A 26,775-nucleotide genomic window follows, 5' to 3' on the forward strand; every position below is an offset into this window, starting at 1 on the left:
ACTACTATAGTCTAAGACTGTAGCTTTGATGCTTTTACCATCAATCGCTAGCCATTCAAATTCGCCTAACTCCATGTACTGGTTTGCCCAGCAATTAAACACTTGTGTCAAGTCATTAAAGTTCACACGCATCATTACACGTCGAATTGTTGAATAAGATGGGACTCGTTGTTTAGGTATCTCCAATGTTTCAATTAAAGATTGTTTATGCCGTTTGACGAAATCTCCCAACCCTCTATAACCAAGACAACCACTCATTGTTCCCATGATTACTAGCAACAACACAAACCACAATGGATGTCTTTGTCCCTTTTTGGTGCGAAAATCTTTAATTTTTTTGAGTTCTTCAATCAAGCCTGCTGTCATAGATACCCCCGGACAATTTGTCGAAAGTCTGATTAGCGCTTGGGTGCGGCGTAGCCGCACCCTCGCTTAAGTTTGTTACCTCAGTTTCGATTGAATCATTTTTCTTCCAAGAATGAAACAGCCCTGCCCAAGGGAGTGGGGATTAGGGGCGAAGGGGTAACGGGGATCGGGGACAAGGGAGACTTATCAGTTATCAGTTATCAAATTAAACTGTTAACTATTAACTGTTAACTGATTCATGCCCAATCCCCAATCCCTTATCCCTTATCCCTTATCCCCAATCCCCTATCCCCTATCCCCTACTTAAACTTATATGCCACCTCAACTTTGGCCTTATATTAGTCCTGGTATTCCCGATGATTTATTCGAGCATTTACCGGGAATTCCCCTCAGTCAGAGAGAAATTCGACTGTTATTGATCGCCCAATTACGTCTATTACCCAACACTGTTTTGTGGGATATTGGTGCGGGTACTGGTACTATTCCTGTAGAAGTGGGATTGCTATGTCCCAAAGGGCGAATCATCGCCGTGGAACGAGATGAAGAAGTTGCTAACCTCATCCGTCGTAATTGCGATCGCTTTGAAGTCAAAAATGTTGAAGTCATTGAAGGTAGCGCCCCTGAATGTTTGCATGATCTTAAAGAAGCACCCCACCGTGTTTGTATAGAAGGTGGACGGGCCATCAAAGAAATTTTGCAAGCAGTTTGGCATTATTTGCCGCCATCAGGTAGAGTTGTCGCCACAGCTGCTAATCTAGAAAGTCTGTATGCAATTTCTCTAAGCTTTGCTCAACTACAAGCGAGAAATATTGAAGTTGTGCAGTCTGCGATTAATCGCTTGGAAACACGCGGTTTTTCTCAAACTTTCAGTGCTGTCGATCCAATTTTTATCCTTAGTGGCGAAAAGCTAGATTAAACACACATAAAACTATCTAGGAGATGACTAAATTAATAATTTTTAATTTTTAGTTTTTAATTTTTAATTGAGTAGTGCTTATTCTCTAGTCTTTAGTCTTTAGTTATTTATGCCTTGGTCTCGAATTTTTAGTGGAATTGTTGCGATCTTTGTCGCTTTATCGGCAACTGTTTTGGGCGGATGGTACTTTACCATTGTATTTGCAGTCATCATTTTTTTAGGTCAAAAAGAATTCTTTAATTTAGTCAAAGCTAAAGGCATAGCTCCCACTGTGAAAACTACTATGGTTGTTAGTCAAATTCTCCTAGTAATTTGCACATTAGATGGAAATTTGGCTGATGCTGTTATGCCAATAGCGGGTACTTTTATCTGTTTTTACCTATTATTTCAACCCAAAATGGCAACGATCGCGGATATTTCCGCTTCAATCTTAGGGCTTTTTTACACTGGTTATTTGCCGAGTTACTGGGTAAGGTTACGAGCATTTAATACAACAGCCAGCAATCTTCCTTTGGGAGGCTACTGGCCGCCAAGTTGGTCAGATTTCTTTGCACATAGACATTCAGTTTCTTTACCAGACGGTTTGACTGCTACAATGCTGACTTTCCTCTGTATCTGGGCAGGAGATATTGGTGCTTATACTTTTGGGAAATTTTTTGGCAAAACCCCTTTATCTGATATTAGCCCGAAAAAAACTGTAGAAGGTGCTGTCTTTGGTGTTGCGGCTAGTGTACTCGTTGCATTTGCTGTGGCTTATTATTTCAACTGGCCCAAGTATCCTATTACTGGTCTGACGTTAGGCTTGTTAATTGGTGTAGCTGGTCTTTTAGGTGATCTGACGGAATCAATGCTCAAGCGAGATGCTGGGGTAAAAGATTCAGGACAATTGATTCCCGGTCATGGTGGCATTTTAGACCGTACTGATAGTTACATTTTTACTGCTCCTTTGGTTTACTATTTTGTATCTCTTATATTACCGTTGCTGATTTAGTTATTAGTAGCACTCTAGGCTAACGCACCATCCCGGATTTTTGGTGCGTTATACGATTTCACAAAATTCTTCCCCTTTTCTTCCCAGTCGATACATTATCCTGATATTTCTTAATATTTAAAATAGTGATTACTCACAACAATAAAAGATTGAAATCTAAGTTTTAAATTCTGATTAAGATTGATTTTTTAGCATAAATCGAAAAAATATAGCTAATTTGTTAAGTAAGCCAGATAACTCAACAGTTATAAAGATTAGCAAACAAGAGGTTATAGCTTTTTCGTAAAAATAATACTAATGATAGATGCATAAATCAGAATCTTATCAATACCTGAAAGCGAATCTCAGCTTTAATAAATCTATGTAAATTTGTAGTGATCCTAATGGTAAATATTACAAATTTGAATTATTTATTTGGGTAATTTACCCTAAAAAATATACTTTAATTAGGAGAAGATAATTATTGTCTCAATTTATTGAGAAAAGCGGCTGTCTTGCAATCTTATAAGAAGCTGCCTCTATTTCTAGGCTGCATTTCATTAACAACTTCGTACTTGTATAAGTAGTGTTTTGAAAAAAAAGTGGCACTAACAGCCCAGCGGCAAAGGAGAAGATAATGCAAAGGGAAAAGTCTCTGGGTATTGACGTGACTAGATTAGATGCTCGTAAGCATGTCCTTACCAAGTCGCCCATATTATCAAGTCATGAATCAGGATGGAAAAATCTGGGTTTGGAGTATCACATCCAACCTGCTTATGAAAGCCCGGAACATTACTCCAAGAATTATGTGCTTGTAATTCGGCTAAAATGCCAGTTAGAATTACAAAGGTGGTTGGGAGAATGCCACAGAAGTGAAAACCCTTTAGCAGGAGACGTCGCAGTCATACCGCCCTACGTAACTCACAGAGCAACTACTATAGGGAAATCTGAGTTTATTGCTTTGACTTTAGACTCTGATTTCGTAGCAAACATAGCTTACGAATCAGTTGATTCAGAAGCGGTTGGAATACTACCACATTTTTCCAAACCTGACCCATTGATATATCAAATTACCCTTGCCCTCAAAAAAGCGCTAGAATATAATAGTCAGGTTAGTGGTCTGTATGCTGATTCTATGGCGACAGCATTGTCAGCCCATTTGTTGCAACAGTATTCTGCACCTAAACATTCTCTGCAAAACTATCATGGTGGTTTACCCAGACATAAGCTACAACGGGTAACTGAGTATATCATTGACAATTTGGCAGAAGATTTATTGCTAGGAGCAATGGCTCAGGAAGTTGGTATGAGTAGATACCACTTTGCCCGATTATTTAAACAATCCACAGGGCTTTCTCCTTATCAGTATGTCATTCACTGCCGCATTGAGCGTGCTAAGATGTTGCTCCTACAAAATAAACTAAAAATTGCTGAAGTAGCCTCTATAGTTGGTTTCGCTGATCAAAGCCAGTTTACACGTCATTTCAAGCGCATATTGGGAGTCACGCCCAAAGAAATCCGGAAGAAATAGCAATAATTTTCTAAAAAAGCAATAATTATCTATACAGCAACAATCAAGTTTATATATTTTTAGGTAGAAAGATTTAAAATCCCTATTGTCCTCGGCTAGTGGTGTTCAGCCCTAGCAATCCCCTCTATTTTTGCCCCAAGTAGTAGAGTAGCTAGCTGTCTACAACCCAAAAATTGATGGAGGGATGGGAAATTTGGGAAATGGGGAGATGAGCAATCATACTTTTTCTCTCCATTACCCCATCACCCTATCCCCACAGACCCCTCAACATTCCTGGGGCTACATATTTTATTTATAGGTGTGATGGGGGATTAAAGCTTTAGCCAAAGTTCTGAAAAGCAATTTACAGATACTGATGCAAAAAGCGCTAGCTGGGCGTTATACCACTAGATCCTTTCTTCTTTAAGGAAATCTAATGAACGGTAGTAGCGAACCTCTCGGTAAAAGCCTAGATCAAAGTGAAATTAGTCTATCTTTACAAGTTCGAGCGCAATTAATCGATATTCTCAATCAAACGCTTGCAACTACAATAGATCTCAAGACTCAAATCAAGCAGGCCCATTGGAATGTTGATATTACAAAATCCTCTAACCTGCACGAGTTGTTTAATGAAATCGCCACAGAACTAGATGTGTATATCGATTTGCTTGCACACAGAGTCACAACTCTTGGGGGTTTGGCAATTGGTACTGCTCGGAGTGCAGCAGAGCTATCAGTTTTACCTGAATATCCTCTTAATATTATAGAAGGTAAAGATCATGTGAATTCGATCGCAGAGCGTTTGGCTATCTACGGAAATTTGCTCTGGGAAAACATTGATCTTACGGCTGTTTTGGGGGATGCAGATACAGCCTATCTTTACGCAGAAGTTTCTATGGTTGTTGACAAGCGTCTGTGGTTCCTAGATGCTCATCTAGTTAGTTCAGTTTTGCAAGTGGAGCCTCAGCTAGCTGAGTATAACTAGATTAAGGGATGGAGTCAATGGTCAATGGTCAATGGTCAATGGTCAATGGTCAATGGTCAATGGTCAAGAATTTATTGCTATTACACTGGACACTGGACACTGGACACTGGACACTGGACACTTGACACTTGACACTTGACACTTGACAACTAAGGATTAACATTGATTTTTCCCTGACAAAATAACTTTCCTCTGATCAGCTTTAGTTCTTGGATCTCAACATCAGAACCGAGATTGAGATAGTGTCGATCATGAGTTTCTAGCACTACTCCCATAGGAGCTTTGGCTTGGATATGCGATAGCTCTAACTCATAACTACTCAGTAAGTTGATGTCTGCACAAACTTCTGAGACTGTGGAACTGTTGTCAGAAGGTTGGGAAACGTGAAGTATGATCTGGCTGTTGTCAAGAATAATTTTTTGGTAAAAAATTGACTTGGATTTTGGACACTGTTCTGGTAAAACTTTATCCAGTACATCATTTAAGCCAGTCGATAATAAAGTAGATGAAGTAGAAGCATTCAGATCATCCTCTTCTACTACTAGTTCGCCAACCACTGGTACAGTCTCTAATAGCCGTAACGGCTGACCCTTGAGTACTGAACCAATGTTGATACGAATATTTTCGGCTACAAGTTGAATTTGGGTAATATGAAGACCTTGATAAACCGCATGATTAGCAAAAATCGACACCCAAGGAATGGAACCAGAGAGAATTTGGCGATCGCTCGCTTTGATCTCGACTTCCAACTGAGATACTTGACTGACCTGGGATCTCAGCCATAATTTGAGTGCTGTCGTCAGTACGTTCGTAATGATGCGAACTTTATTGCTGGAAGTTTGTGTTTCTAAATTGTTTTGTGCCATCTACCACTTTATTGATTACTTATGGTTAATTACTTACAAATATATAAATATTTAAACGATTCTTAACTTTACCATTTGCGGCTATTAACCACAAATTGCCAAGGTAAAGTTTTGTGCAATTAATTGTATGTTTTACTATTGACTTAAAGTCAAGTAATTTCCGCATGGAGGAAAGACTACAAAAGATTTTAGCCCAATGGGGTATTGCCTCACGCCGTCAAGCCGAAGAAATGATTAGGCGATCGCGCGTGCGGGTAAATGGCGAATTGGCGCACTTGGGTCAAAAAGTTGACCCTCAAAAAGATACAATCACTGTTGACGGTAAGTCAGTATCACCTGACCAACGTCCAGCTTTAGTGTATCTGCTACTGCACAAAGAAGTAGGTGTAGTTTCCACTTGTCATGATCCCCATGGAAGAAAAACTGTTTTGGATCTATTACCAACAGAATTACATTCTGGTCAGGGTATTCACCCTGTTGGTCGCTTAGATGCAGACTCTACAGGAGCAATTATACTTACCAACGATGGAGAGTTAACATTTTGGCTAACCCATCCACGTCATAATATCCCAAAAACTTACCAAGTTTTAGTAGAAGGGCATCCGACCGAATCAGTAATCCGCACTTGGCGTCAGGGTGTGCTGTTAGATGGGAGAAAAACACGACCAGCACAAGTGAAATTCATCGAAAAATTTGCCGATAGTACTTGTTTGGAAATCATTTTAAAGGAGGGAAGAAATCGTCAAATTCGTCGTGTCGCCGAACAGCTAGGACATCCAGTAATTAAATTACATCGTACCGCCATAGGTAAGATTCAACTGCGATCGCCTAGAGGTAAATCCTTACGCGAAGGTGAATATCGTCACTTAGAAGAAAGTGAAATTCGCTTTTTAGAAAAACTTAAAGCAAATTCCTATTGAAAAATTTAGCTGGATTTTAGGAGTGTAAATAAACCATGAAATGGTTAAGCAAGAAAAAAAAGCATGAGTTCATAAATACATTGGATCATCAGCAAAGAGAAAAACTGACAGTAATGGGTTCACAACTTAGCTCCTCACGTCAAGAAAAAGGTTTATCATTAGACGAAATGGTTGTAATGACCAGAATACCCCGACGACTATTACAAGCAATTGAAGAAGGTAATTTACAAGAACTACCAGAACCTGTTTATGTTCAGGGTTTAATTCGACAATTTTCTGATGCATTAGGCTTTAATGGTGCAGAATTTGCTAGTGATTTTCCAGTTGGAATTAATCGAGTTAGCTTAAAATCTGGTTGGAAAAATAAATCAGTGGGTGAGTTACGTCCATTTCATCTGTATTTACTTTATATATTGATGATTTTTTGTTCTGTGGGTGGTTTATCTCAGTTATTGAATGCTAATGCTTTGCAAACAGCAAGCAATAATCAAAATTCCAAACATAATCAACAGACTGTAAATCCATCACAAAAGTTTCAGCCTGTGAGCAACCTTACTAGCAATCTCAATCATGCTCAACAGGTACAAATAGGTTTGACCTTAACAGAAAAAACTTGGATTCAGGTATTAGTTGATGGCAAAGTAGAGTATGAAGGCGAACTACCAGAGGGTACTCACCGGATTTGGAAAGCTCAAGAGCAATTAACAGTGAGAACTGACAATGCTGGTGGGGTATTGGTAAGTATCAACAAAGAAAAAGCCAAGCAACTGGGAGAACCAGGGAAACAAAAAGAAGTAACGATCGCAGCTCATACAAGGTCGTAGTTATATTCTGAAGAAGCAATTTTGTGCTGTCAATGCTTTGTGCATAGCAGCACTATTTTTTGATAAATTTATAGATTTAAGACTATAGTTAATGCTTGTGATACTAATTCCATTTCATCATTAGATAGTAGTCCTAACTTTTTTACTAATCTAGTTTCGGAAACTGAACGAATTTGAAATGTATCCACAGCAGAAGTTTTAATTAAGTTGTTTTCTGTGCTGGGTTCCAATCGCACCATCCAAGGTCTAACTGTATATCTTTCTTTCCATTCAGTAATTGGGACAATAACCTTCAATGGCAAAATTCCTATAGCATTGTCATTAACGATAATGCTTGGCCGAGTTTTGCTGATTTCTGTACCTATTGTTGGATCTAGATTAACCAACCAGATTTCTCCTCTACGCATGTGCATTTGACTCGTGGAGATCATCACCTGGATAATCGTAAAAATCTTCTCCCTCTATATCAGAGAAAACAATTAATTCGCTATCAGGAGCATAATCTGTAATGGCTGTCATTGCTGCTATTGCCATTTGATGCTTTTGCTCTTCTTTTGTGATTGATTCTTTTTCTTGACGGATTAGTAGCAAAGCTGCTTCAGCTATCTTTAAGCGATCGCTAATACTAAGTTTTGGCAGTGCTTGGAGAATTTCTTTAGTTTCCATACAACTGTGGTGACCATCTTAATTTAAATTTATGAGTATCAAAAATGCTTTTCTAGGGTGACGACACAATAGTAACTTATCTTTTTCTTCTACATGATATCCATTAAATTCCAATCACCTGTCAACTCAGCCAAATTCAAAAGGAAAAGGTCGAGGTACAATCCTGCTGACGGGTGCTACCCCTAGAATCAGAGGTTCGGCGTGGTTTGCGGCTTGAATTCAAACCCCTGATACCATTTCACAATATTTTTGATACAAATCTTCCCTCTTGTTCTCACACCCTCTTCTCAACGCGTGAATTTTGAATCAGCGATCGCACACCTGTTTTAGAAGCATGACATTTTGAGGTGAAGCGATCGCATCCTCATCTAAATTTTTACTAACGAACTGCTTCCCCACGAACAGTATTTTCTTTTCTTACTTCGTTAGAATAAACTCCTAGCAGCTAATTTCTTCTATTCAAACTTTAATTTAGTTACCTACTATTACTGATGTCTGGTGACTAATTGTGTTTGTTCATGCATACACACTATTTGTCTGGTGAGTTGTTAACTCTAGTTAATCAACTTGAATTAATGCCTAAGTATAGTTTAACGTAGGTATGCAGTAGTTTTTGATCAATATGCGGGGGAAAATTTGTATTTAAATTGACACATTAAAATTTAACATTCCAAGGGTGCTATATACTGATATCTATTAAGTAACTATTAATTCATCGGAGAGCAAAACGTGATTATTTTTGCAGATAGCATGAACTATATTGATAAAATCAAGTTGTTTTGTGTCTGGAAAAATGAGCCAAAAGTTAAATATTAAATTCCCTATTTTATCTAGTGGAATTGTTGACTAATTATTTCTTCTTCTGTTTGATTTATTTACAATTATCTGCACAACTCATTGCTGGCGCTAGAAGTTTGCAGTACCCTTGCGAGGTTTTTTGATGGATTGGATTAGCTTACTCAAAGCTCAACAAGCTGATTTCCTGCAACGAGTGAAAAAACCAAGGACTCATGACGTATCTTTGCTAGAAACTCAAGTCAAAGGTTGTCACACTGAAATCATGGCATTTTCAGGTGAAGCACTGGAAAAAATGCTGACAGTTGCTTGCCAAAAAGCAGAAATTATTGGTAAAAACCCACCTCCCATACCACCTGAATATCCAGAATTTTCTGACTGGAATATACCCTTTGATGCATACTTCCAGCAGCAAGCAGAAGATTATGTTTTGCGGGAGCAAATTGTTGATCAAATCATGCATCAATGCTTGGGTAAGTCAGTGAAAAAAATACCACAAGATGCTATTCAAAACATGGTTTTGGATGATGAAGGTAACTTAGGTGGAGAAAGCAAATTTCCTTATTTATTTCTCAATAATCTCAGCAATCAAATTCTTGTTTGTGTCGCCGATGGAGAAAGTTTTAATGGAATTAAAAAAAATAAAATTAAATGGTCAGTTACTCAAGAAGACATAAGAAATTATAGAGTCTTGATTTTCATATGTCTGTTTTATCCATCTCATAGTGAGAGAGGTTATGAGAAACAAGCGATAGTTACTGGTTTTTTGCCGACCAATCAAATTGAATTTAGCGAACCAAAAATTTATGTTTCTCCCAGTAATTTATTGTATGCAGGTGGATTGAGTTGGTATTTAGGAGGTGGAATCAGCAAAGAAGATACGCCACCATTGTTTGATAATATATTTATGCCAGAAAAAACTCAAACTTTACCACCAGAGCATCCCCTCAAAAAAATAGTTGGAGATTGGCAATTTTGGCAAACACTCAAAGGACATACTAAAGGTATTAACTGTCTGGCTTTTTATCCAGGAACTAATAATAGCGGTCATTCTACTTTAGTAGCAAGTGGAAGTCGCGGAGAAACAAAATTATGGGATTTAACTAAGGGAGAACTAATAGGTACTTTATCAGAGCATCCCTGGATGTTGTCTGGATTAGTAGATGAAGTCAATGCTTTGGCTTTTAGTCCAGATGGACATACTTTGGTAAGTGCTGGTGCAGATTCTACAATCAAAATGTGGCACGTCGGTGCTAGGGATTTGATCGATATTCTACACAAGCATAATGGCATGGTGCGGTGTGTGGCGTTTACTCCTGATGGACGTATGCTAGCTACAGGAGGAGACGATAGAACAATCTGCTTTTGGGACTTGATGCAACGCCGCGTTATCGTTACTCTGTCTTTAGATGATACTGCGGCTCATTCTCTAGCTTTGAGCCAAGATGGAGAAATTATAGTTACAGGTAGTTACCGCAAAATCAAAGTATGGCAAGTTTGTCAACAACCACAAGGTAAGACTCCAAATACCCAATTATTACATGCTCTAACTGGTCATTCTCATATTGTGACTTCTTTGGCGATGAGTAGCGATCGCAAAATTCTTGTCAGTGGTAGTCGAGATAAAACCATTAAAATTTGGCAATTAGAGACAGGAGAATTATTGCACACTCTCAAAGGACATGCAGATGGAGTCTATGCAATCGCTCTTAGTCCTGATGGACAAACTATTGCTAGTGGTAGCGCTGATCAAACAATTAAATTGTGGTACTTACAAACTGGCGAATTATTAGCTACATTTACAGGTCATCACCACACAGTGACAGCAGTAGCATTTACTGCTTCCGGGGAAATTTTGGTGAGTGGGAGTTTGGATAAGACGATTAAAATATGGCAACGGAGTTAAATTGTCTCAAAATATTTTGGGCAAATGCCCAATGAACTATAGTGCATAACTATGTAACTTTAAAACAGTTGCCCTTGCAGATAAAGATGCATGTTACACGAACTTCAATGCCTCAAGCAACTGTCTACTTGTCGAATAGCTATTGTGCGATCGCTCCCGGCTTTGAGTGATTTACTTTGTACTGTACCAGCTTTAAGATCGCTGAGAGCAGCTTTTCCTGAAGCTGAAATTATCTTCATTGCTCCAGGTTCAGCGCGTTCTTTTGTAGAACGTTTCAGCCATTATGTTGATCAGTTCTTAGAATTTCCTGGCTATCCAGGAATGCCAGAAATACCACCTTCAGTTCATAAATTACCAGAGTTTTTGGTGAAAGCTCAAGGGCAGCATTTTGACTTAGCATTGCAAATGTATGATAACGGCATTATTAGTAATTCCTTTACTGCTTTACTTGGCGCTCGTATTAACGCAGGTTTTCGTCTCCCCGAACATTATTGCCCGAATCCAGATTACTTTTTGTCTTACCCCCATAACGAACCAGAAATATGGCGTCATCTGCGGTTGATGGAATTTTTAGGGATACCACTCCAGGGAGATGAGCTGGAATTTCCATTGCAAAATGAAGATTTTGGGGTTTTGCGCCATATTCCTGATAAATATGTCTGCATTCATCCTGGTGCTACTTTGCCAGAAAAACGCTGGTCTTTGAAAAGCTTTGCAGTTGTTGCTGATGCGATCGCTGCTAGTGGGTATCAAGTAGTCCTTACTGGTATAGCATCAGAAGCAAATTTAACACATTCTTTAGCAGCAATGATGCGTTGTAAACCGATTGATTTGGCTGGAAAGACTAGTTTAGGTGCAATAGCAGCGCTTTTGAGTAAAGCTAGTCTACTAGTTTGTAATGATACGGGTGTATCACATTTAGCAGATGCTTTAAAAGTAAAGAGCGTTGTCATTTTTACAAATGCATCAATATATAGATGGGCGCCTTTAAACCGTGATATTCACCGTTCTCTCAGTCCTAGTTTTATGCAGATGACGGATGTAGAAGAATTATTTGTAGATTCTACGACCAACCTCAGTGATACAAAATTTGGTGGTTTTTATTTTCCCGTTATACCAGAAGTAGTAATAACTCAGGTCGAAGATCTACTGGCAATAGAAGCTTCAAATGTTACTTAATTTTTTGGAAAATCGCAGAGCTTCGGCGTATGGTGGGGGATTTAAATCAGTGAACAGTGTAGACGCGTAAGCGGCTTCCCGTAGGGTACAGTTATCAGTGATCATAAACCCAAGAAAAAAGACATCACTCTTTACTGATAACTGATAACTGATAACTGATATAGGACTCATATTTGATTTCTGAAATACACGTAGTGGCGTGTCAAGGCTAAAATAGTGCATTAATAAACCGCAGAGGCGCAGAGAACACAGAGATAGAATCAGAGATTTATTGCATCATTTTAGCCTTGACAGTCCAGTAGGGTGCGTTACGCCAAAGGCTAACGCACCAGTTAAGGATTTAGGTGCGTGATAGCTACGCCATAACACACCCTACAGATACTGTACAGACGGCTGCATTAACAATGTAAGCCGATACATTAACAATGTAAGTCGATACAATAACAATGTAAGCCGATACATTAACAATGTAAGCCGATACAATAGCAATGTAAGCCGATACAATAGCAATGTAAGCCGATACAATAACAATACAGGTCGATAAGTAGGCTTATTTTAGGAATACTATAGTTTCAAACCCGACGAAATCTCCTCAAACCCTTCATACTCGCTTTCTCACATCAGAAATATTCAGTTTCCGCAGCAGCAAAGCCAAACGGATTTGTACTGCATCATCGAAGTGGCGGGGGTTAAGCCCGGTTAACAGCTTCACCTTATCTAATCGATAACTCAAAGTATTTCTGTGAATAGAAAGCCGATTAGCAGTCGAAGAGGGACAGCAGTCTTCTGCAAAGAAAGTATCAAGGGTAGCTAACAATTCCGGTTCGTGGTTGAGAGGACTAAGTAAATAAGCAGCCAGTTCAATTTTTGTGCGCTCATCGCCAATACCGACAAACGCAGTAATTCCTAATCCATCTAAACAGTATACTTGGTTGCGATCGCTTATTGTAGTTTGACTAATTACTAGTTCTACAAGTTCTTGGACTAGACGAGAAGAAATTACTTCGCCGTTGCGTGGTTTAGAAACAATGACCTCACCAACTTGTGTATTAAATGATAATGGTACTCGCAAATAGTTAGAAGCTTTTTCTTTATAAATGTAGTTGAAAGAATAATTAATTAACTTGGGGTTGCTACTAGCAATCACATGAGCATCTTGGTCAATAACAAAAACTTCAGTACACAATAACTGTGCTACACGTTCTGTAACTATTGTGGCAATTTTTCCAAATTGTGTAGTAGTGTTCAATAAAGCGTTCATTTAATCAAATTCAAGGACACTGGCAAATAAACTTGTGACAAAATGACTATTATTTTAATTATAAAAAGTAGCCAAATTTACATTATTATTTTTTGAGATAATGGGTTAGAAAAATTTTCCAATCAAGTTATGAACAGCTAACTAAATTTTAGAGAGAAAAGCATCTTTCTTAAGTTGTATTTATATTTGGTAATTTTGTGAACACTTAGAAACAAAATTAAATATAGGTATTTTGTTAATTAATCAATGCCTAGTTTTAATGCTATTTTGCTGATAAAATAAACAGCGATCGCTCTTTTGTGGGGCGATCGCTATTCAAGCTTAAATTTAATCTAAAATTCTTACACCAGCAACGTTTGCATCAAAGGTTTATCTTCTGAGACTTTACCTGTCCGCAACCATTCTTCTAACTCTGCTGGTGGTTTGGCTTGGCTGAGTTTCTCTCGCAGTTCTGCACCTTCTAAAATTTCTTTTTGCAACAATTCTTGAGCAGTTTCCTCTAATAAATCACGGTTTTCGTGCAAAATTGTCAAGGCAATGTGGTGAGCATTATCTACAATTTGCTTCACCTCGCGATCAATTTCTTCAGCTACTTTCGGACTGATAGAACGACGAGGATTACCATAACCTTCTATAAATTGTTGTTGAATCTTCTCAAATGCAACAGGGCCGAGTTTATCGCTCATCCCGTAGAGAGTAATATAACGTTCTGCCAAATCAGTAGCTTTTTGAATGTCATCACTAGCACCAGTGGAGACTTTAGCAAACACTGTTTCTTCTGCGGAACGTCCACCCAACAGGATAGCAATTCGACCACGAATCTCATCTTCAATCATCAAAAAGCGGTCTTCTTCTGGCATTTGGATTGTGTAACCCAAAGCACCCACTCCTCTAGGAACTACGGAGATTTTTTCAACTTTACCCGCTCCAGGCATCAAAGCACCAATAATGGCGTGACCAACTTCGTGATAAGCTACGGTTTTCTTCTCGGTTTCATTGAGAACACGAGAGCGTTTTTCTAAACCAGCTACCAGACGCTCAATCGCTTCGTTAAAATCAGCCATGACTACTGATTGACGATTTTGGCGTGCAGCCAGCAGTGCAGCTTCATTCACCAAGTTAGCTAAGTCTGCTCCCGCAAAACCAGGAGTTTTGGCGGCGATATTACCCAAGTCTACATTATCAGACAACAAGACGTTGCGGGCATGGACTTTGAGAATTGCTTCCCGACCAATTTTATCAGGACGATCCACAACTACTTGACGGTCAAAACGTCCGGGACGACGCAAAGCTGGATCAAGGACTTCTGGACGGTTGGTAGCGGCGATGATAATTACGCCAGTGTTCGCATCAAAGCCATCCATTTCGGTGAGTAACTGGTTGAGGGTTTGTTCTCGTTCATCGTTACCACCCATAATCGGGCCTGCACCACCACGAGATTTACCCAAGGCGTCTAATTCATCAATAAAGACGATACAGGGTGCTTGTTGTTTGGCTTGTTCAAATAAGTCACGTACACGGGCCGCACCTACACCCACAAACAACTCAATAAATTCTGAACCAGAAATACTGAAGAAAGGTACACCAGCTTCTCCAGCGATCGCTTTAGCTAAAAGTGTTTTACCTGTTCCTGGAGGCCCTACCAACAGCGCACCTTTAGGGATTTTCGCACCCAAGCGGGTGTATTTCTCAGCATTTTTTAGGAAGTCTACAATTTCTTCCAATTCGGCTTTGGCTTCATCTACACCAGCAACATCAAGAAATTTGACGCCTGTTGTTCCTTCGGAATAAATACGAGCTTTACTTTTACCAACTGTCAGCGCCGCAGGGCCGCCGCCGCCACTACGATTAAGTAAGAAACCCCAAATTCCAAAGAAAATTAATGGTGGTATCACCCAACTCAGGATAGTAGAAATCCAACCAGTTTGATTTGGTGGTGGTGCAGCAAATTCCACATTATGATTGCGAAGAATCTTAGGTAAATCTAGATCAATTGCTATGGGTGTGGTTTGGAAAACCTGTTCACTTGGTTTACCATCAGGGGTTTGAGTTTGAAGTGAATATTCAATGCGATCGCTACCCACAACCGCCCTATCTACTTTACCTGCTTCTACCTGAGCAACAAAATCACTGTAGGGGACTTGGGGTATTCTGGGGCCAAGGAAGCTAGGAATAATCAAGTTAAGAATAAATAACAGAGTCAAAAGAATCAGCAAGCTACCACCAAATTGGCGTATTTTTGGGGGTTTAATTTGTTTGTTATTATTAGTTTCTACAGGCATTTGTGTTTTACTCTCCAATTGAAACTTTTTTGTCATTAGTTATTTGTCCTTTGTCCTTTGTAATAAGAAATAACCAATGACCAATGACTAATGACTAATGACTAATGACTAATGACCAATGACTAAGGAATAGTAGTAATAGCAGCAGAAATAGTAGTAATGAAACTGGCAAATAGATCATAAGAGGTGTGCAAGCAGAGAGTTTGCTTTTGCTCTGCTTGAATTTATTGTAAAAATTGGGTGTTACAATTCGTTATCGTGTCTACCGCCCAGAACAATGTGAATAGCCGTACTTTCTATGAAAAATCAACTTGGATTTCTTTTAAAGGTATTTTTACTCTCTGCTGTGATTTCGTTATTGATTAAGTATGCAGGCCCTTTTGTGTTCATCCCTGCAACGTCAATCAATGCCTTAATTATAGTTTTATTGCCGACTGTGATTATGGCGATCGCTCTGCTGTGGCGATTCCAAACCCAAAAACAAATGCTCGATTAAATTTAAAATCCTCAAGTCCTCGGATAAATGCTGGGGATCAATCCAAAATCGGATGACTACCAGGAGGTTCGGTGAATCTAGGTCAATGGATCGGCTTAATTGCCATACTCATGTCTGTGTATATATTGTGGCAACTCAAAGAAGTACTTCTACTAATGTTTGCTGCAATCGTATTAGCAACTACCTTGAATCGGCTCGCTCGGAGATTTCAACGCTCTGGGATGAAACGCGGGTTTGCCGTAGCCTTATCAGTGGGAATTTTTCTTGCTACTATAGTTGGTTTTTTCTGGCTAATTGTCCCGCCTTTTGCCGTTCAATTTCAACAAGTTACCTATCAGGTTCCTAGAGGTTTAGAACGCTTTAATATTTGGTTTTCCCAAATTAGATCAGCCCTTCCCAGTCAAGTAACTCCATTCATTCCTGATATTAACAGTTTGAGTCAACAAGCACAGCCATTTATTAATCGAGCAGTTGGTACTTCCTTTGCAGTCGTTTCTGGTTCTTTGGAAGTAGTTCTCAAAATATTATTAGTGCTTGTTTTAACAGGGATGTTTTTAGCCGATCCCCAAGCTTACCGCAAGCTATTCATTCGCTTATTTCCTTCTTTTTATCGACGACGGGTAGATGGAATTTTGGATAGATGCGAAGTTTCCTTGGAGGGATGGGTTACAGGTGCTTTTATCGCTATGTCTGTGGTGGGATTGATGAGTGTGATTGGCTTATCAATTTTGCGTGTTCCCGCGGCCCTCGCTTTAGGGGTTTTAGCAGGATTTTTAAACTTGATTCCCAATCTTGGCCCGACACTCAGCGTTATTCCAGCAATGGCGATCGCACTTTTAGATGCTCCCTGGAAATCTCTGGCTGTGTTGGGACTCTACTTTTTCATTCAACAAACTGAAAGTAATTTCATCACACCAATTGTAATGGCACATCAGGTTTCCTTACTCCCAGCCATTACTTTAATTGCTCAACTATTTTTTGCATATTTGTTTGGCTTTTTAGGCTTATTTTTAGCCCTACCTTTAACTGTTGTGGCTAAAATTTGGCTAGAAGAAGTTTTTGTAAAAGATGTTTTGGATCAATGGAATAGTAAACCTAAACGAGAAACTGAATTTATCATCGTTTCTGATAAACTCAACGATGAAACTACACGAGTAACAGACGATTTAACAGTGAAAAAAATTACAAATAACGAAGAACAGTCTGATATTGATGATAGTTAGTATCTTTGTGACCTATGATTTTTTGTTCAAGAATTTGTCTTGTTTTTACGTCTTCTGTAAATTTTATCAAAGATGCGATCGCATCTTTTGTTTAATTTAGATAAGAGTCGATAACTTTTGCGAACAATATCTAGGAAAAAGTAGGGAATTCTGAGCCGCAATGGTGAGAATATAGGGCGATACAACCAATAGTATGCTCTTTTGAGATTCTCCCATTTGAAACATTTTTCTTCATGAAGAAAGTCTGAAATATCTACGACTAATCCCCTACCTTGATACATCATCACATTACGCCCATGCACATCATGGGGATATAGTCCCCGCTGACGTGCATAGTCTAGGGCCTGGTCAATGTCTTTGATAACTTGCTTGGGGATACGCAAACCACGTTGAATAGAGTCATAAAGGGTAACTCCATGTAACCGCTTCAGGATTAAAAAGCCTTCTGTAGCATATAGACATTCAGAAAAAGCGGGGTGAGAACCCAGACGACGGTAGACTTCTACCTCTTCCTCAAAACCTGGACGTCCGGGTGCGTAAATCTTTACTACCCAGTCTGGGTAGTCCGGGTGGTAAACTACTGCGGCGTAATTTCCTGCTCCCAGTTTTTGCCAAGGATGGGGAAGATAGCTGATTTTTACTGGGTCATGGGGATGTATGCTCTCAATCTGTAATTTAGGAATTAACTCTTGGTGAACAGTCTCTATGATCTGATCTATGAGCGATCTATCCATATTGAGTCTCGTGAGAGTAGTTCAATTGTTCGGAATTATACATTATTGCTCATTTAGTGTCATTCATAGCCTAACAACACTTTGGAATTGATGAGCCTTGCTCAGAAAAATTCTCAATTTTTTGTCAGAGACAAGATCCCCGACTTTTATCAAAAGTCGGGGATCTAAGCTCTGCGATTCTCACAAATCATCTTATGGATTGTGATCTGATTTTGTGCGCTCTTTCATAAAGTTGTGAAGAAAGCTTTACATAAGTCATGATTATTCATAAATCATTAATTTAATTACTCAATATTAATCAAAAGTTAATTAAACATTTCCTGACACTTAACCTATAAATATCTTATTCTTTAAGTCAACGATTTTAAACTGAAATAAATAATTAAATGCGATTAAATAAGATATACATAATTACTTTTCTCGATTTCTAAACTTTACTTTGTTAAAAAGGAATATTCTTCCCAGATTTTTGCTCACTTTTCTATTGATTCTGAAATAACTTTAGAGAAAATCATGCTGAAAATTTTAAGTAAAATTACTGTATTACATTCAATTTTATGTTGTCGATTTTGCTAACGATATTCTATTTCTTATTTTTATATAGAGAATATATTGCAATTTTTATATAAATTATTCTTGCTCCAACCACACATAAGTACTTGAGTGAAATTAAGTAACAAATTTATTCACCATGACACAGGATACAATTCGCTTTGCTCAGTTTAATGCTTCCTTAAACCGGAATACAGAAGGTCAGCTAGTTGCAGATTTATCTACACTAGACAATTCTCAAGCTAAAGCTATTGCCGAAATTATTCAACGCACAAATCCTGATGTCATCAGTATTCAAGAATTTGATTATTATGCAGATGACCCAACCAAAGCAGTTGATTTATTTCGCAAGAACTATCTGCAAGTCAGTCAAAATGGAGCAGATCCCGTTGAATATCCCTACTTTTATATTGCTCCTTCCAATACGGGGATTAGTTCTGGTTATGATTTGAACAATGATGGCAAGATTGTAACCACACCAGGCGAAAGTGGATACGGAGACGATGCTTTTGGCTTCGGTAATTTTCCTGGGCAGTATGGAATGCTCGTGCTGTCCAAGTATCCAATTGATACAGATAACGTGCGTACTTTCCAGAATTTTTTGTGGAAAGATATGCCCAATTCTTTGCTATCAACGATCGCACTTCCTAATTCTGACACTCCCTGGTACTCTCAACAAGAGCAAGAAGTACTGCGGCTATCTTCCAAAAGTCATTGGGATGTGCCAATCGAGGTGAATGGTCAAATTATTCACGCATTAGTCAGTCATCCCACACCGCCTGTCTTCGATGGACAAGAAGACCGCAATGGCAAGCGTAACCATGATGAGATTCGCTTCTGGTCAGACTATATCACTCCTGGAGCAGGCGATTATATTTATGACGACAACGGCAATTATGGAGGACTGACGAAACAATCAGCCTTCGTGATTCTGGGTGATCAAAATGCCGATCCTAATGACGGAGACAGTTATAACTATGCGATTCGGCAGTTACTAGAAAATAGATATGTCAATACTAGTGTCACACCAAACAGCCTGGGTGGTTCGGAACAAGCGCTACTGGATGGTAGAAATAACACCACTCACATCAGTGATCCAGCGTATGACACAGCAGATTTCAATGACAATAATCCTGGAAACATCCGTGCTGACTACGTTTTACCTTCTAAAAACCTAGCAATTCAGGATGCCAAAGTATTCTGGCCTACCACTAACGATCCACTTTATCGGCTAGTGGGCGATCGCCAAAATGCAAATACCACGCCTTCTTCAGACCACAGTTTAGTTTGGGCAGATTTAACCATGACAAAAGCTTCTCTGATCAAATATTCTTCACTACCCGCTGATACCTATGCCGACGGCCCACCATCGGGTCAAAATGATGGTAATGGCAAAGTCATTTCCGGTAACGGGCGTACTGGGCCTTTTCCGGGACAACCTGTACAAGGTTTTAGTGGAGTCCAGTTTGCTGACTCCGATAGCTACTGGTTTTTGTCAGATAACGGTTTTGGTGGTCAAACCAACAGTGCAGATTATCTACTGCGGGTTTACAAAATCGATCCAGATTTCAAAACGGTAGACAATGGTAGTGGTAATGCACAGTGGACTGACTATATTCAATTATCCGATCCGAATAACCTCATTCCTTGGCAAATTGTCAACGAAACGACAACAGACCGCTTCTTAACAGGGGCTGACTTCGATCCTGAATCTATTGTTTTAGCTGAAGACGGTACAATTTGGATTGGTGAAGAATTCGGTCCCTATCTCTTACATTTTGATAGTAATGGCGTGTTGATTGATGCGCCTGTTTCTACCCCCAATATTTACCCAGTTAACACTCTCAACGGACAAGACCCAATTGTTATCGGTCATCGTGGTGGGGCGCCGGGAATTCGTCCAGAACATACAATTGGCGATTTAGGCGGAAATTTAGTTGCTTCTAATAATTTGGGCGCTGAATTTGGCGCTGATTTTCTGGAACCAGATTTAGTTGTCACCAAAGATGGAGTTTTGATCGTCCGTCACGAACCAGTGTTGGCGAGTGTGAAGACGGATGCAAACGGCAACATTATTTATGATGAGAATGGCAAACCTGTTATTCTCGAAGCCACAACCAACGTTGCTAATTTTGAAAAATTTAGCGATCGCCTAACGACTAAAGTATTAGATGGACAAACGATCACAGGCTGGTTTGCAGAAGACTTCACACTGGCTGAAATCAAAGAACTGCGCGCTATTGAACGTATTCCCAACATCCGTCCTGATAGTGCTAAGTATGATGGTTACTTCCAAATCCCCACACTGGAAGAATACATCAACTTTATCAAAGAGTACGAAGCCCAAACCGGGATCAAACTGGGTATCTATCCCGAAACCAAACACCCCACCTACTTTGCTCAAGAAGGCAAGTTTTTAGATGGTACTCCCATCAATTACAATACCTCACAAATTTTAATTGATACCCTAATTGCCAATAATTTCGTCGATCCTGACCGGATTTTCATTCAATCTTTTGAAGTTTCTAATCTCGTTGAACTAGAAAACGAGATTATGCCCGATGCTGGGGTTGATATTCCCTTGGTGCAGTTAATAGATAGTAGTGGTTCTCCCTACGACTATACATATCAGGGAATTGGTAAAACCTACACCGATCTAATTACTCCCGATGGCTTGACAGAAGTCGCTACCTATGCTGAAGGTATTGGTCCCAGTAAGCGACTGATTGTACCAGCTAAAACCGTTGATAGAAATGGTGATGGTCAACCAGACGATATTAACGGCGATGGACAAATTAGTGACGCCGATAGATATTTAGAAGAACCAACCACCCTAGTCTACGATGCTCATCAAGCAGGATTATTAGTACATCCGTATACCTTCCGTAGCGATTCATATTATCTCTCACCCGACTACAAAGGCAACCCACAACTAGAATATGAGCAATTTATTCGGTTAGGAGTAGATGGCTACTTCACCGATTTTGCCGATGATGGAGTGATTGCAAGAGACAAAATTATTGCAGATTATGTTGCTTCTCCCCAGAATCCAGGAGTAGAAAACAACGAAGCGATCGCCAATTTATCAGGTTCACGTGGCTTTGAAGCTATTAGTTACAGCCCTGATCACAAAACACTTTACCCAATTTTAGAAGGATACGTTACAGGCGACCCCACAGACGCCTTACGTGTTTACAAATTTGATGTTGCAACTAAAACCTTCAGCAATGATTTGGTTGGTTACTATCAATTAAGCGATCCCAGCCATGCGATCGGCGATGCAACTCCCATCAACGACCACGAATTTCTGATCATTGAACGAGATAATTTGTCAGGAGACAATGCAAAGTTCAAGAAAGTCTTCAAAGTCGATATTTCCCAAACCAACGCCCAGGGTTATCTCTACAAAGAAGAAGTAGTTGATTTACTTAACATTGCTGATCCCAATGATCTCAATGGCGATGGTAACAATGTCTTCACTTTCCCCTTCCAGACTATTGAAAATATTTTAGTTCTGGACAAAAATACCATCCTGCTCGCTAACGACAACAACTATCCATTCAACGCCACCCGCAACGCATCTCAACCAGACAACGATGAATTTATCGTATTGGAATTATCTAATCCCCTTGATCTTGATCCGCGTTTAGGAACACCCAAATCAACCATCTACGGTACACCAGGAGATGATTATTTTGATGATTATCTCTACGATCCAAATACCGATAATGCTGCTCTCTATCCAGATTTATTCATTGGAGATAATCAAAAACTCTTTACCGGAGATGGTAATGACATCGTTGATGTCAGTATATTTGGTAGCAACAACCAAATTGACACTGGTAATGATGATGACATCGTATTGGCTGGTACAAAAAATCTCATAAACACCGGTTCAGGTAACGACGAATTATATGTTGGTGTTGGCGGAGGCCAAAACATTGTTACTGGCGGTGAAGGATCAGATGAGTTTTGGATTGTTACCGATGAGACAGACTTACCAGCAAAACCTAATACAATTACTGACTTTAACATTACAGAAAAAGATGTAATTGGCTTTGCAAACATCAGCTTTACCTATGAATCTCTTGGTAGCGATTGGACAACCCGCCAAGAAGGTGATAACACCATCATCAGTGTCTATGGACAAGATGTAGCCGTATTACTCGGAATTCAAGCTACTAGTCTGACTCAATCAAACTTTGCTTTTGCTTAAGAAGAGGGAAAGGGGATCGGGGATCGGGGATCGGGGAAAGGGGAAAGGGGAAAGGGGAGACATCATGACAAAGGAAAATAACCAATCCCCAATTCCCGTTGTCCCTTATCCCCAATCCCCATTTCCCAATCCCCGATCCCTCATCCCCGTACTCTATGAGAAGCCGCTGACGCGTCTACGCGTAGCGTCTCCTCTGGAGAATCCCCAATCCCTAATCCCCAATCCCTGATCCCTAATCCCCGATCCCCGTTTCCCGATCCCCAATCCCCAATCCCCGATCCCTGATCCCCTAATTATGAGCGTTGTTTTACAAGTTCGCGAACAAAAAGTTACAGCAGAAGAAATTATTCCTTTGCTGGCAAACTACCAGTTATTGCCACAACTGTTGCGAGAAATGATCATAGATCAGGCGATCGCACCCTTTGATTGCACCCCAGAAGAAGAAGAAAAAGCCTATCAAGGTTTTTACTTACAGCAACGTTTAAAAACAGAAGCTGAACGTCAAGCTTGGTTAGGCGATCGCAACATGACTCCAGAACAAGTCCGCAAATTAGTCATACGGGCGTTGCGACTAGAAAAGTTTAAACAGGCTACTTGGAAAAACGAATTAGATGCTTACTTTCAAATTCGTAAACCCCAACTTGATCGAGTCATTTATTCGGTTATTCGTACCAAAGAAAGCGGTATTGCTCAAGAAATATACTTTCGTTTGCAAGCAGAAGAACAATCTTTTGCCGAACTTGCTCCCAAATATTCAATGGGGCCAGAAGCCCGCACTAAAGGTATCGTTGGACCAGTAGAACTAGGTAAACTCCACCCCAAGCTGGCTAAATTGTTAACTGTCATTCCGCCAGGACAAATTTTACCACCCACACCAATAGATGATTGGTTAGTCATTCTCAGGTTAGAAAAGATACTTCCTGTTGAGTTAAATGACGTTATCCGTTGGCAGTTGCGCCATGAGTTATTTCTCAAATGGTTGGGACAACAAGTTGCTGAGTTGAATCCGATAAATCACATTCAAGAGGCTGTAAATTTTGAAACTCATTAAATCAATGAACAGTGAAAGGTGGGGAACTTTGACCCAACGGATAAAACTGACAATTGGTAACTGATAACTGTTAAGACTCTTGGTGTCTTAGTGTCTTAGTGTTTCATTTTCACCGCCAAGACTCCAAGGCACAAAGGTACATAGTTGTGATCGCTTTATGACCCAAATTTCTAGTGCAATCCAAACTTTTTTATCAGGTATCCCACCCTTTAAACAATTATCTCCTGCTCAATTGCAGCAATTATGCCAAAAATTGCAAGTGCGGCGTTTCGGGATGGGACAAGCTATTCTACCACTGCAAGAGTTACCGTCTTATGTAGCAATTATTTATACAGGACAGGCGCGGGTAATTGGTAATCACTCCCAAAATAATATCCCTGTAACATTGCTCAAATTACAACCGGGGAAAATAGTTGGCTGGAGAAGCTTGTTGCAAGGTACACCCTGTGAAAAAGTCATGGCTTGTGAGGAAGAAACCCTGTGTCTTGTACTTCCAAGTGAAGAATTTTTGACTCTGTTAGAAGAGGAACCAAGTTTAAAAGCTTATTTTGTAGGGTCAAGTAGAGACGGGATTCATCGTAAAGACGCGATTAATTGTACAGACGCGATTAATTGTACAGACGCGATTAATTGTACAGACGCGATTAATCGCGTCTCTACAATCCCCGATTCCCAAAATAAAAAATACCCCCACGTCCGGGACTCTTGGCGCCATGCTACTCTCGCCTGTTTACAGATGGTGAGTCAGTATTATGGAATGCCTTTTCGTCGGGAGACTATTCGTAGAGCGATCGCCAATAACCATAAAGATACAAGCAAACCAGTTTCTCTACAATTATGTGGGGCAATTGCGGATTTTATGGGGTTGAAGGTGCAATTGGTAACAGTACCAGCCAGTGCGATGAATCGTTTACCGACACCTGCGTTGATTCATTGGCAAGATAGCATGGCAGTGGTTTATGAAACAAGCGATGCAAAAGTGGTTTTGGGTGTACCAGAACGCGGTATTGTGCGTCCAAAAATGGCTGAGTTCCTCAAAAATTGGGGTGAACAAGCTCAAGTTTTACTACTGACAGCCACTTCAGCGACACCACAGCAAAAGTTTGGCTTGAGTTGGTTTTTGCCTTCACTTAACCGTCACCGCACAGTTTTATTGGAAGTTCTGATTGCTTCATTTTTTGTGCAGTTGTTTGGACTTGCCAATCCGTTGATGATTCAAGTGATCATTGATAAGGTTTTGGTGCAGAACAGTATCGATACTTTGCAAGTTTTGGGTGTATTTTTACTGTTAGCAGCGATATTTGAAGCGGTTCTCGGTACTTTACGAACTTATTTATTTGCAGAAGCGACTAATAGAATTGACTTAGCTCTGGGTTCAGAAATTATTGATCACTTGCTGCGTTTACCTCTGCGTTATTTTGATCGTCATCCGGTGGGAGAATTAGCAACTAGGGTAAATGAATTAGAAAACATCCGCTCTTTTCTCACGGGTACAGCTTTGACTGTGGTGTTAGATTCGGTTTTTTCGGTAATTTATATCGTTGTGATGGTGATTTATAGCTGGGTGTTGACACTGGTATCTTTGTCTACGATTCCTTTGTTTGCCATACTCAGTTTAGTTGCAGCACCGATAGTTAGACGACAATTGCGGGAAAAAGCCGAACGCAACGCCGAAACCCAATCTTATTTAGTAGAAGTGCTTTCTGGAATTCAAACAGTCAAAGCCCAAAATATTGAATTGCGTACCCGTTGGCAATGGCAAGAACATTATGGCCGTTATGTTTCATCTGGGTTTAAAACTATAGTAACTTCTACTGCTGCTAGTTCAGCGAGTAATTTTCTCAATCAACTTTCAGGATTATTGGTGTTGTGGGTGGGCGCGTATTTAGTACTCAAGGGCGAACTTTCTTTGGGTCAGTTGATTGCTTTCCGGATTATTGCGGGGTATGTTACTAGTCCATTGTTACGATTATTGCAATTGTGGCAGAACTTCCAACAAACAGCCCTGTCTCTAGAACGTCTGAGTGATATTGTTGATACACCGCAGGAAGTTACACAAATCGACCAAGATAATATTCCCATGCCTGTGATTCAGGGTGCTGTTACTTACGAAAATGTTTCTTTTCGGTTTTCTGCTGGCGGTTCACTGCAATTAGACAATATCAATTTAGTGTTTCCGGCTCAAAGGGTAGTAGGAGTTGTGGGAATGAGTGGTTCTGGTAAAAGTACGTTGATGAAATTGCTACCACGTTTGTATGAACTCAATGCAGGTCGAATTCTCATTGATGGTTACGACATTAGTAAAGTTGAATTATATTCACTGCGATCGCAAATTGGCATTATTCCCCAAGATACTTTGTTATTTGACGGCACTGTTCTAGAAAATATCGCCCTGACAAATCCGGAAGCAACCAGCGAAGAAGTTATTACTGCTGCCAAAATTGCCGTCGCCCACGACTTTATCATGAACTTGCCCAATGGCTACAACACAAGAGTTGGTGAACGTGGTTCCGCACTATCGGGAGGACAAAGACAACGAATTGCGATCGCTCGTACAATTTTACAAAATCCCCAGTTGTTAATTTTGGACGAAGCAACTAGCGCCCTCGACTACGATACTGAACGCCAAGTATGTACTAATTTAATCCAAGCCTTTCGAGGGCGAACAATGTTCATCATCACCCACCGCCTTAGTACAATTCAACAGGCAGATGAAATTGTACTCATGCACCAAGGTAAAGTCGCTGAACGTGGTACGCACAACCAACTCATGAATCAACGCGGGCGCTATTACCACCTGTATCAACAACAAGATGGATTAGTTGTTGGTTAACCAATTCACAATCTCGGAAGTTCTAATTTGAAACCTGAAAGTTCTACTACTCCACCACACAAACTTTGCCAGGTAAACCAATTTCTAAACTTATCCTCTCTTTCTCTTCCTCTGCGTTCTCTCTCTTGAAAAGCTTTGATCGCCGGAAACCGGCGCACCCTAACGGGAAGCCGCAAAGCGTCTACAAACTTTTCGCTGCTTCCTCTGCGGTTTTTTATTTAACC

20 protein-coding genes are annotated in these 26,775 nt (G+C 39.9%); 13 read left to right on the forward strand and 7 right to left on the reverse strand.

Going from position 1 to position 26,775, the window contains the following annotated elements; all coding sequences use genetic code 11:
* Window positions 1-366: transposase family protein (locus B4U84_RS22730; protein ID WP_131121041.1), on the reverse strand; the 366-nt coding region annotated here is incomplete at its 3' end.
* A gap of 313 nt (window positions 367-679) precedes the next feature.
* Between B4U84_RS22730 and cbiT the strand changes: the two genes are divergently transcribed.
* From cbiT to dps, 4 genes are all read left to right on the forward strand, one after another.
* Window positions 680-1,282: a precorrin-6Y C5,15-methyltransferase subunit CbiT gene (gene cbiT, locus B4U84_RS22735; RefSeq protein ID WP_017311437.1), complete on the forward strand. Its 603-nt coding sequence runs from the start codon at window positions 680-682 to the stop codon at window positions 1,280-1,282.
* Between the two features lie 109 nt (window positions 1,283-1,391).
* Window positions 1,392-2,273 carry a phosphatidate cytidylyltransferase gene (locus tag B4U84_RS22740; RefSeq protein ID WP_017311438.1) on the forward strand — a complete coding sequence of 294 codons (882 nt, stop codon included), beginning with the start codon at window positions 1,392-1,394 and terminating at the stop codon, window positions 2,271-2,273.
* A 616-nt stretch (window positions 2,274-2,889) separates the two neighbouring features.
* Entirely contained in the window at window positions 2,890-3,783 is an 894-nt protein-coding gene (locus B4U84_RS22745) for a helix-turn-helix domain-containing protein (RefSeq protein WP_131120649.1), read from the forward strand.
* 415 nt (window positions 3,784-4,198) lie between these two features.
* Window positions 4,199-4,747: a DNA starvation/stationary phase protection protein Dps gene (dps, locus tag B4U84_RS22750; protein WP_131120650.1), complete on the forward strand. Its 549-nt coding sequence runs from the start codon at window positions 4,199-4,201 to the stop codon at window positions 4,745-4,747.
* 149 nt (window positions 4,748-4,896) lie between these two features.
* Here the strand turns inward: dps and B4U84_RS22755 are convergent, their stop codons facing one another.
* Complete coding sequence (locus B4U84_RS22755) at window positions 4,897-5,613, reverse strand: LmeA family phospholipid-binding protein (RefSeq protein ID WP_131120651.1); 717 nt, start codon at window positions 5,611-5,613, stop codon at window positions 4,897-4,899.
* A gap of 164 nt (window positions 5,614-5,777) precedes the next feature.
* Here B4U84_RS22755 and B4U84_RS22760 point away from each other — a divergent pair, with 164 nt between their 5' ends.
* Together B4U84_RS22760 and B4U84_RS22765 are read left to right on the forward strand one after the other, a co-directional pair.
* Window positions 5,778-6,533, forward strand: coding sequence for a pseudouridine synthase (locus B4U84_RS22760; protein ID WP_017311442.1), 756 nt, complete (start codon window positions 5,778-5,780; stop codon window positions 6,531-6,533).
* Window positions 6,534-6,568: 35 nt separating this feature from the next.
* Window positions 6,569-7,357, forward strand: a complete 789-nt coding sequence (locus tag B4U84_RS22765) for a helix-turn-helix domain-containing protein (RefSeq protein WP_131120652.1) — start codon at window positions 6,569-6,571, stop codon at window positions 7,355-7,357.
* Between the two features lie 68 nt (window positions 7,358-7,425).
* On the opposite strand, the gene B4U84_RS22770 is transcribed toward B4U84_RS22765, so the two are convergent.
* The gene (locus tag B4U84_RS22770) at window positions 7,426-7,764 is read right to left on the reverse strand and encodes a type II toxin-antitoxin system PemK/MazF family toxin (RefSeq protein ID WP_131121042.1); all 339 of its coding nucleotides are present in this window, start codon (window positions 7,762-7,764) and stop codon (window positions 7,426-7,428) included.
* Window positions 7,757-8,023 (reverse strand): hypothetical protein, encoded by a 267-nt coding sequence (locus tag B4U84_RS22775; RefSeq protein WP_044450881.1) that lies wholly within the window; start codon window positions 8,021-8,023, stop codon window positions 7,757-7,759. The genes B4U84_RS22770 and B4U84_RS22775 overlap by 8 nt, the downstream gene beginning before the upstream one ends.
* Window positions 8,024-8,963: 940 nt before the next feature.
* Here B4U84_RS22775 and B4U84_RS22785 point away from each other — a divergent pair.
* Complete coding sequence (locus B4U84_RS22785; protein ID WP_131120653.1) at window positions 8,964-10,724, forward strand: WD40 repeat domain-containing protein; 1,761 nt, start codon at window positions 8,964-8,966, stop codon at window positions 10,722-10,724.
* Window positions 10,725-10,814: 90 nt separating this feature from the next.
* Window positions 10,815-11,903: a glycosyltransferase family 9 protein gene (locus B4U84_RS22790; protein WP_131120654.1), complete on the forward strand. Its 1,089-nt coding sequence runs from the start codon at window positions 10,815-10,817 to the stop codon at window positions 11,901-11,903.
* A 601-nt stretch (window positions 11,904-12,504) separates the two neighbouring features.
* On the opposite strand, the gene B4U84_RS22795 is transcribed toward B4U84_RS22790, so the two are convergent.
* Together B4U84_RS22795 and ftsH are read right to left on the reverse strand one after the other, a co-directional pair.
* Window positions 12,505-13,164, reverse strand: coding sequence for a PucR family transcriptional regulator (locus B4U84_RS22795; protein WP_017311449.1), 660 nt, complete (start codon window positions 13,162-13,164; stop codon window positions 12,505-12,507).
* Window positions 13,165-13,505: 341 nt separating this feature from the next.
* Window positions 13,506-15,446, reverse strand: a complete 1,941-nt coding sequence (ftsH, locus tag B4U84_RS22800) for an ATP-dependent zinc metalloprotease FtsH (RefSeq protein ID WP_026081972.1) — start codon at window positions 15,444-15,446, stop codon at window positions 13,506-13,508.
* Window positions 15,447-15,744: 298 nt separating this feature from the next.
* On the opposite strand from ftsH, the gene B4U84_RS22805 reads away from it, so the two are divergent.
* Window positions 15,745-15,942 (forward strand): hypothetical protein, encoded by a 198-nt coding sequence (locus B4U84_RS22805; RefSeq protein ID WP_017311451.1) that lies wholly within the window; start codon window positions 15,745-15,747, stop codon window positions 15,940-15,942.
* A 71-nt stretch (window positions 15,943-16,013) separates the two neighbouring features.
* A complete protein-coding gene (locus B4U84_RS22810; RefSeq protein WP_131120655.1) occupies window positions 16,014-17,165 on the forward strand; it encodes an AI-2E family transporter in 1,152 nt (383 codons plus the stop codon).
* A 26-nt stretch (window positions 17,166-17,191) separates the two neighbouring features.
* On the opposite strand, the gene B4U84_RS22815 is transcribed toward B4U84_RS22810, so the two are convergent.
* A complete protein-coding gene (locus tag B4U84_RS22815) occupies window positions 17,192-17,899 on the reverse strand; it encodes a serine/threonine-protein kinase (RefSeq protein WP_131120656.1) in 708 nt (235 codons plus the stop codon).
* A 691-nt stretch (window positions 17,900-18,590) separates the two neighbouring features.
* Here B4U84_RS22815 and B4U84_RS22820 point away from each other — a divergent pair.
* The 3 genes from B4U84_RS22820 to B4U84_RS22830 all read left to right on the forward strand — a co-directional run bounded on the left by B4U84_RS22820 (window position 18,591) and on the right by B4U84_RS22830 (window position 26,551).
* Entirely contained in the window at window positions 18,591-22,667 is a 4,077-nt protein-coding gene (locus B4U84_RS22820; protein WP_131120657.1) for an esterase-like activity of phytase family protein, read from the forward strand.
* A 295-nt stretch (window positions 22,668-22,962) separates the two neighbouring features.
* Window positions 22,963-23,718, forward strand: a complete 756-nt coding sequence (locus B4U84_RS22825; RefSeq protein ID WP_017311456.1) for a peptidylprolyl isomerase — start codon at window positions 22,963-22,965, stop codon at window positions 23,716-23,718.
* Between the two features lie 157 nt (window positions 23,719-23,875).
* Complete coding sequence (locus B4U84_RS22830) at window positions 23,876-26,551, forward strand: type I secretion system permease/ATPase (protein WP_131120658.1); 2,676 nt, start codon at window positions 23,876-23,878, stop codon at window positions 26,549-26,551.
* The last annotated feature ends 224 nt before the right edge of the window (window positions 26,552-26,775 follow it).

Source organism: Westiellopsis prolifica IICB1, from assembly GCF_004323185.1.
GTDB lineage: Bacteria > Cyanobacteriota > Cyanobacteriia > Cyanobacteriales > Nostocaceae > Pelatocladus > Pelatocladus prolificus_A.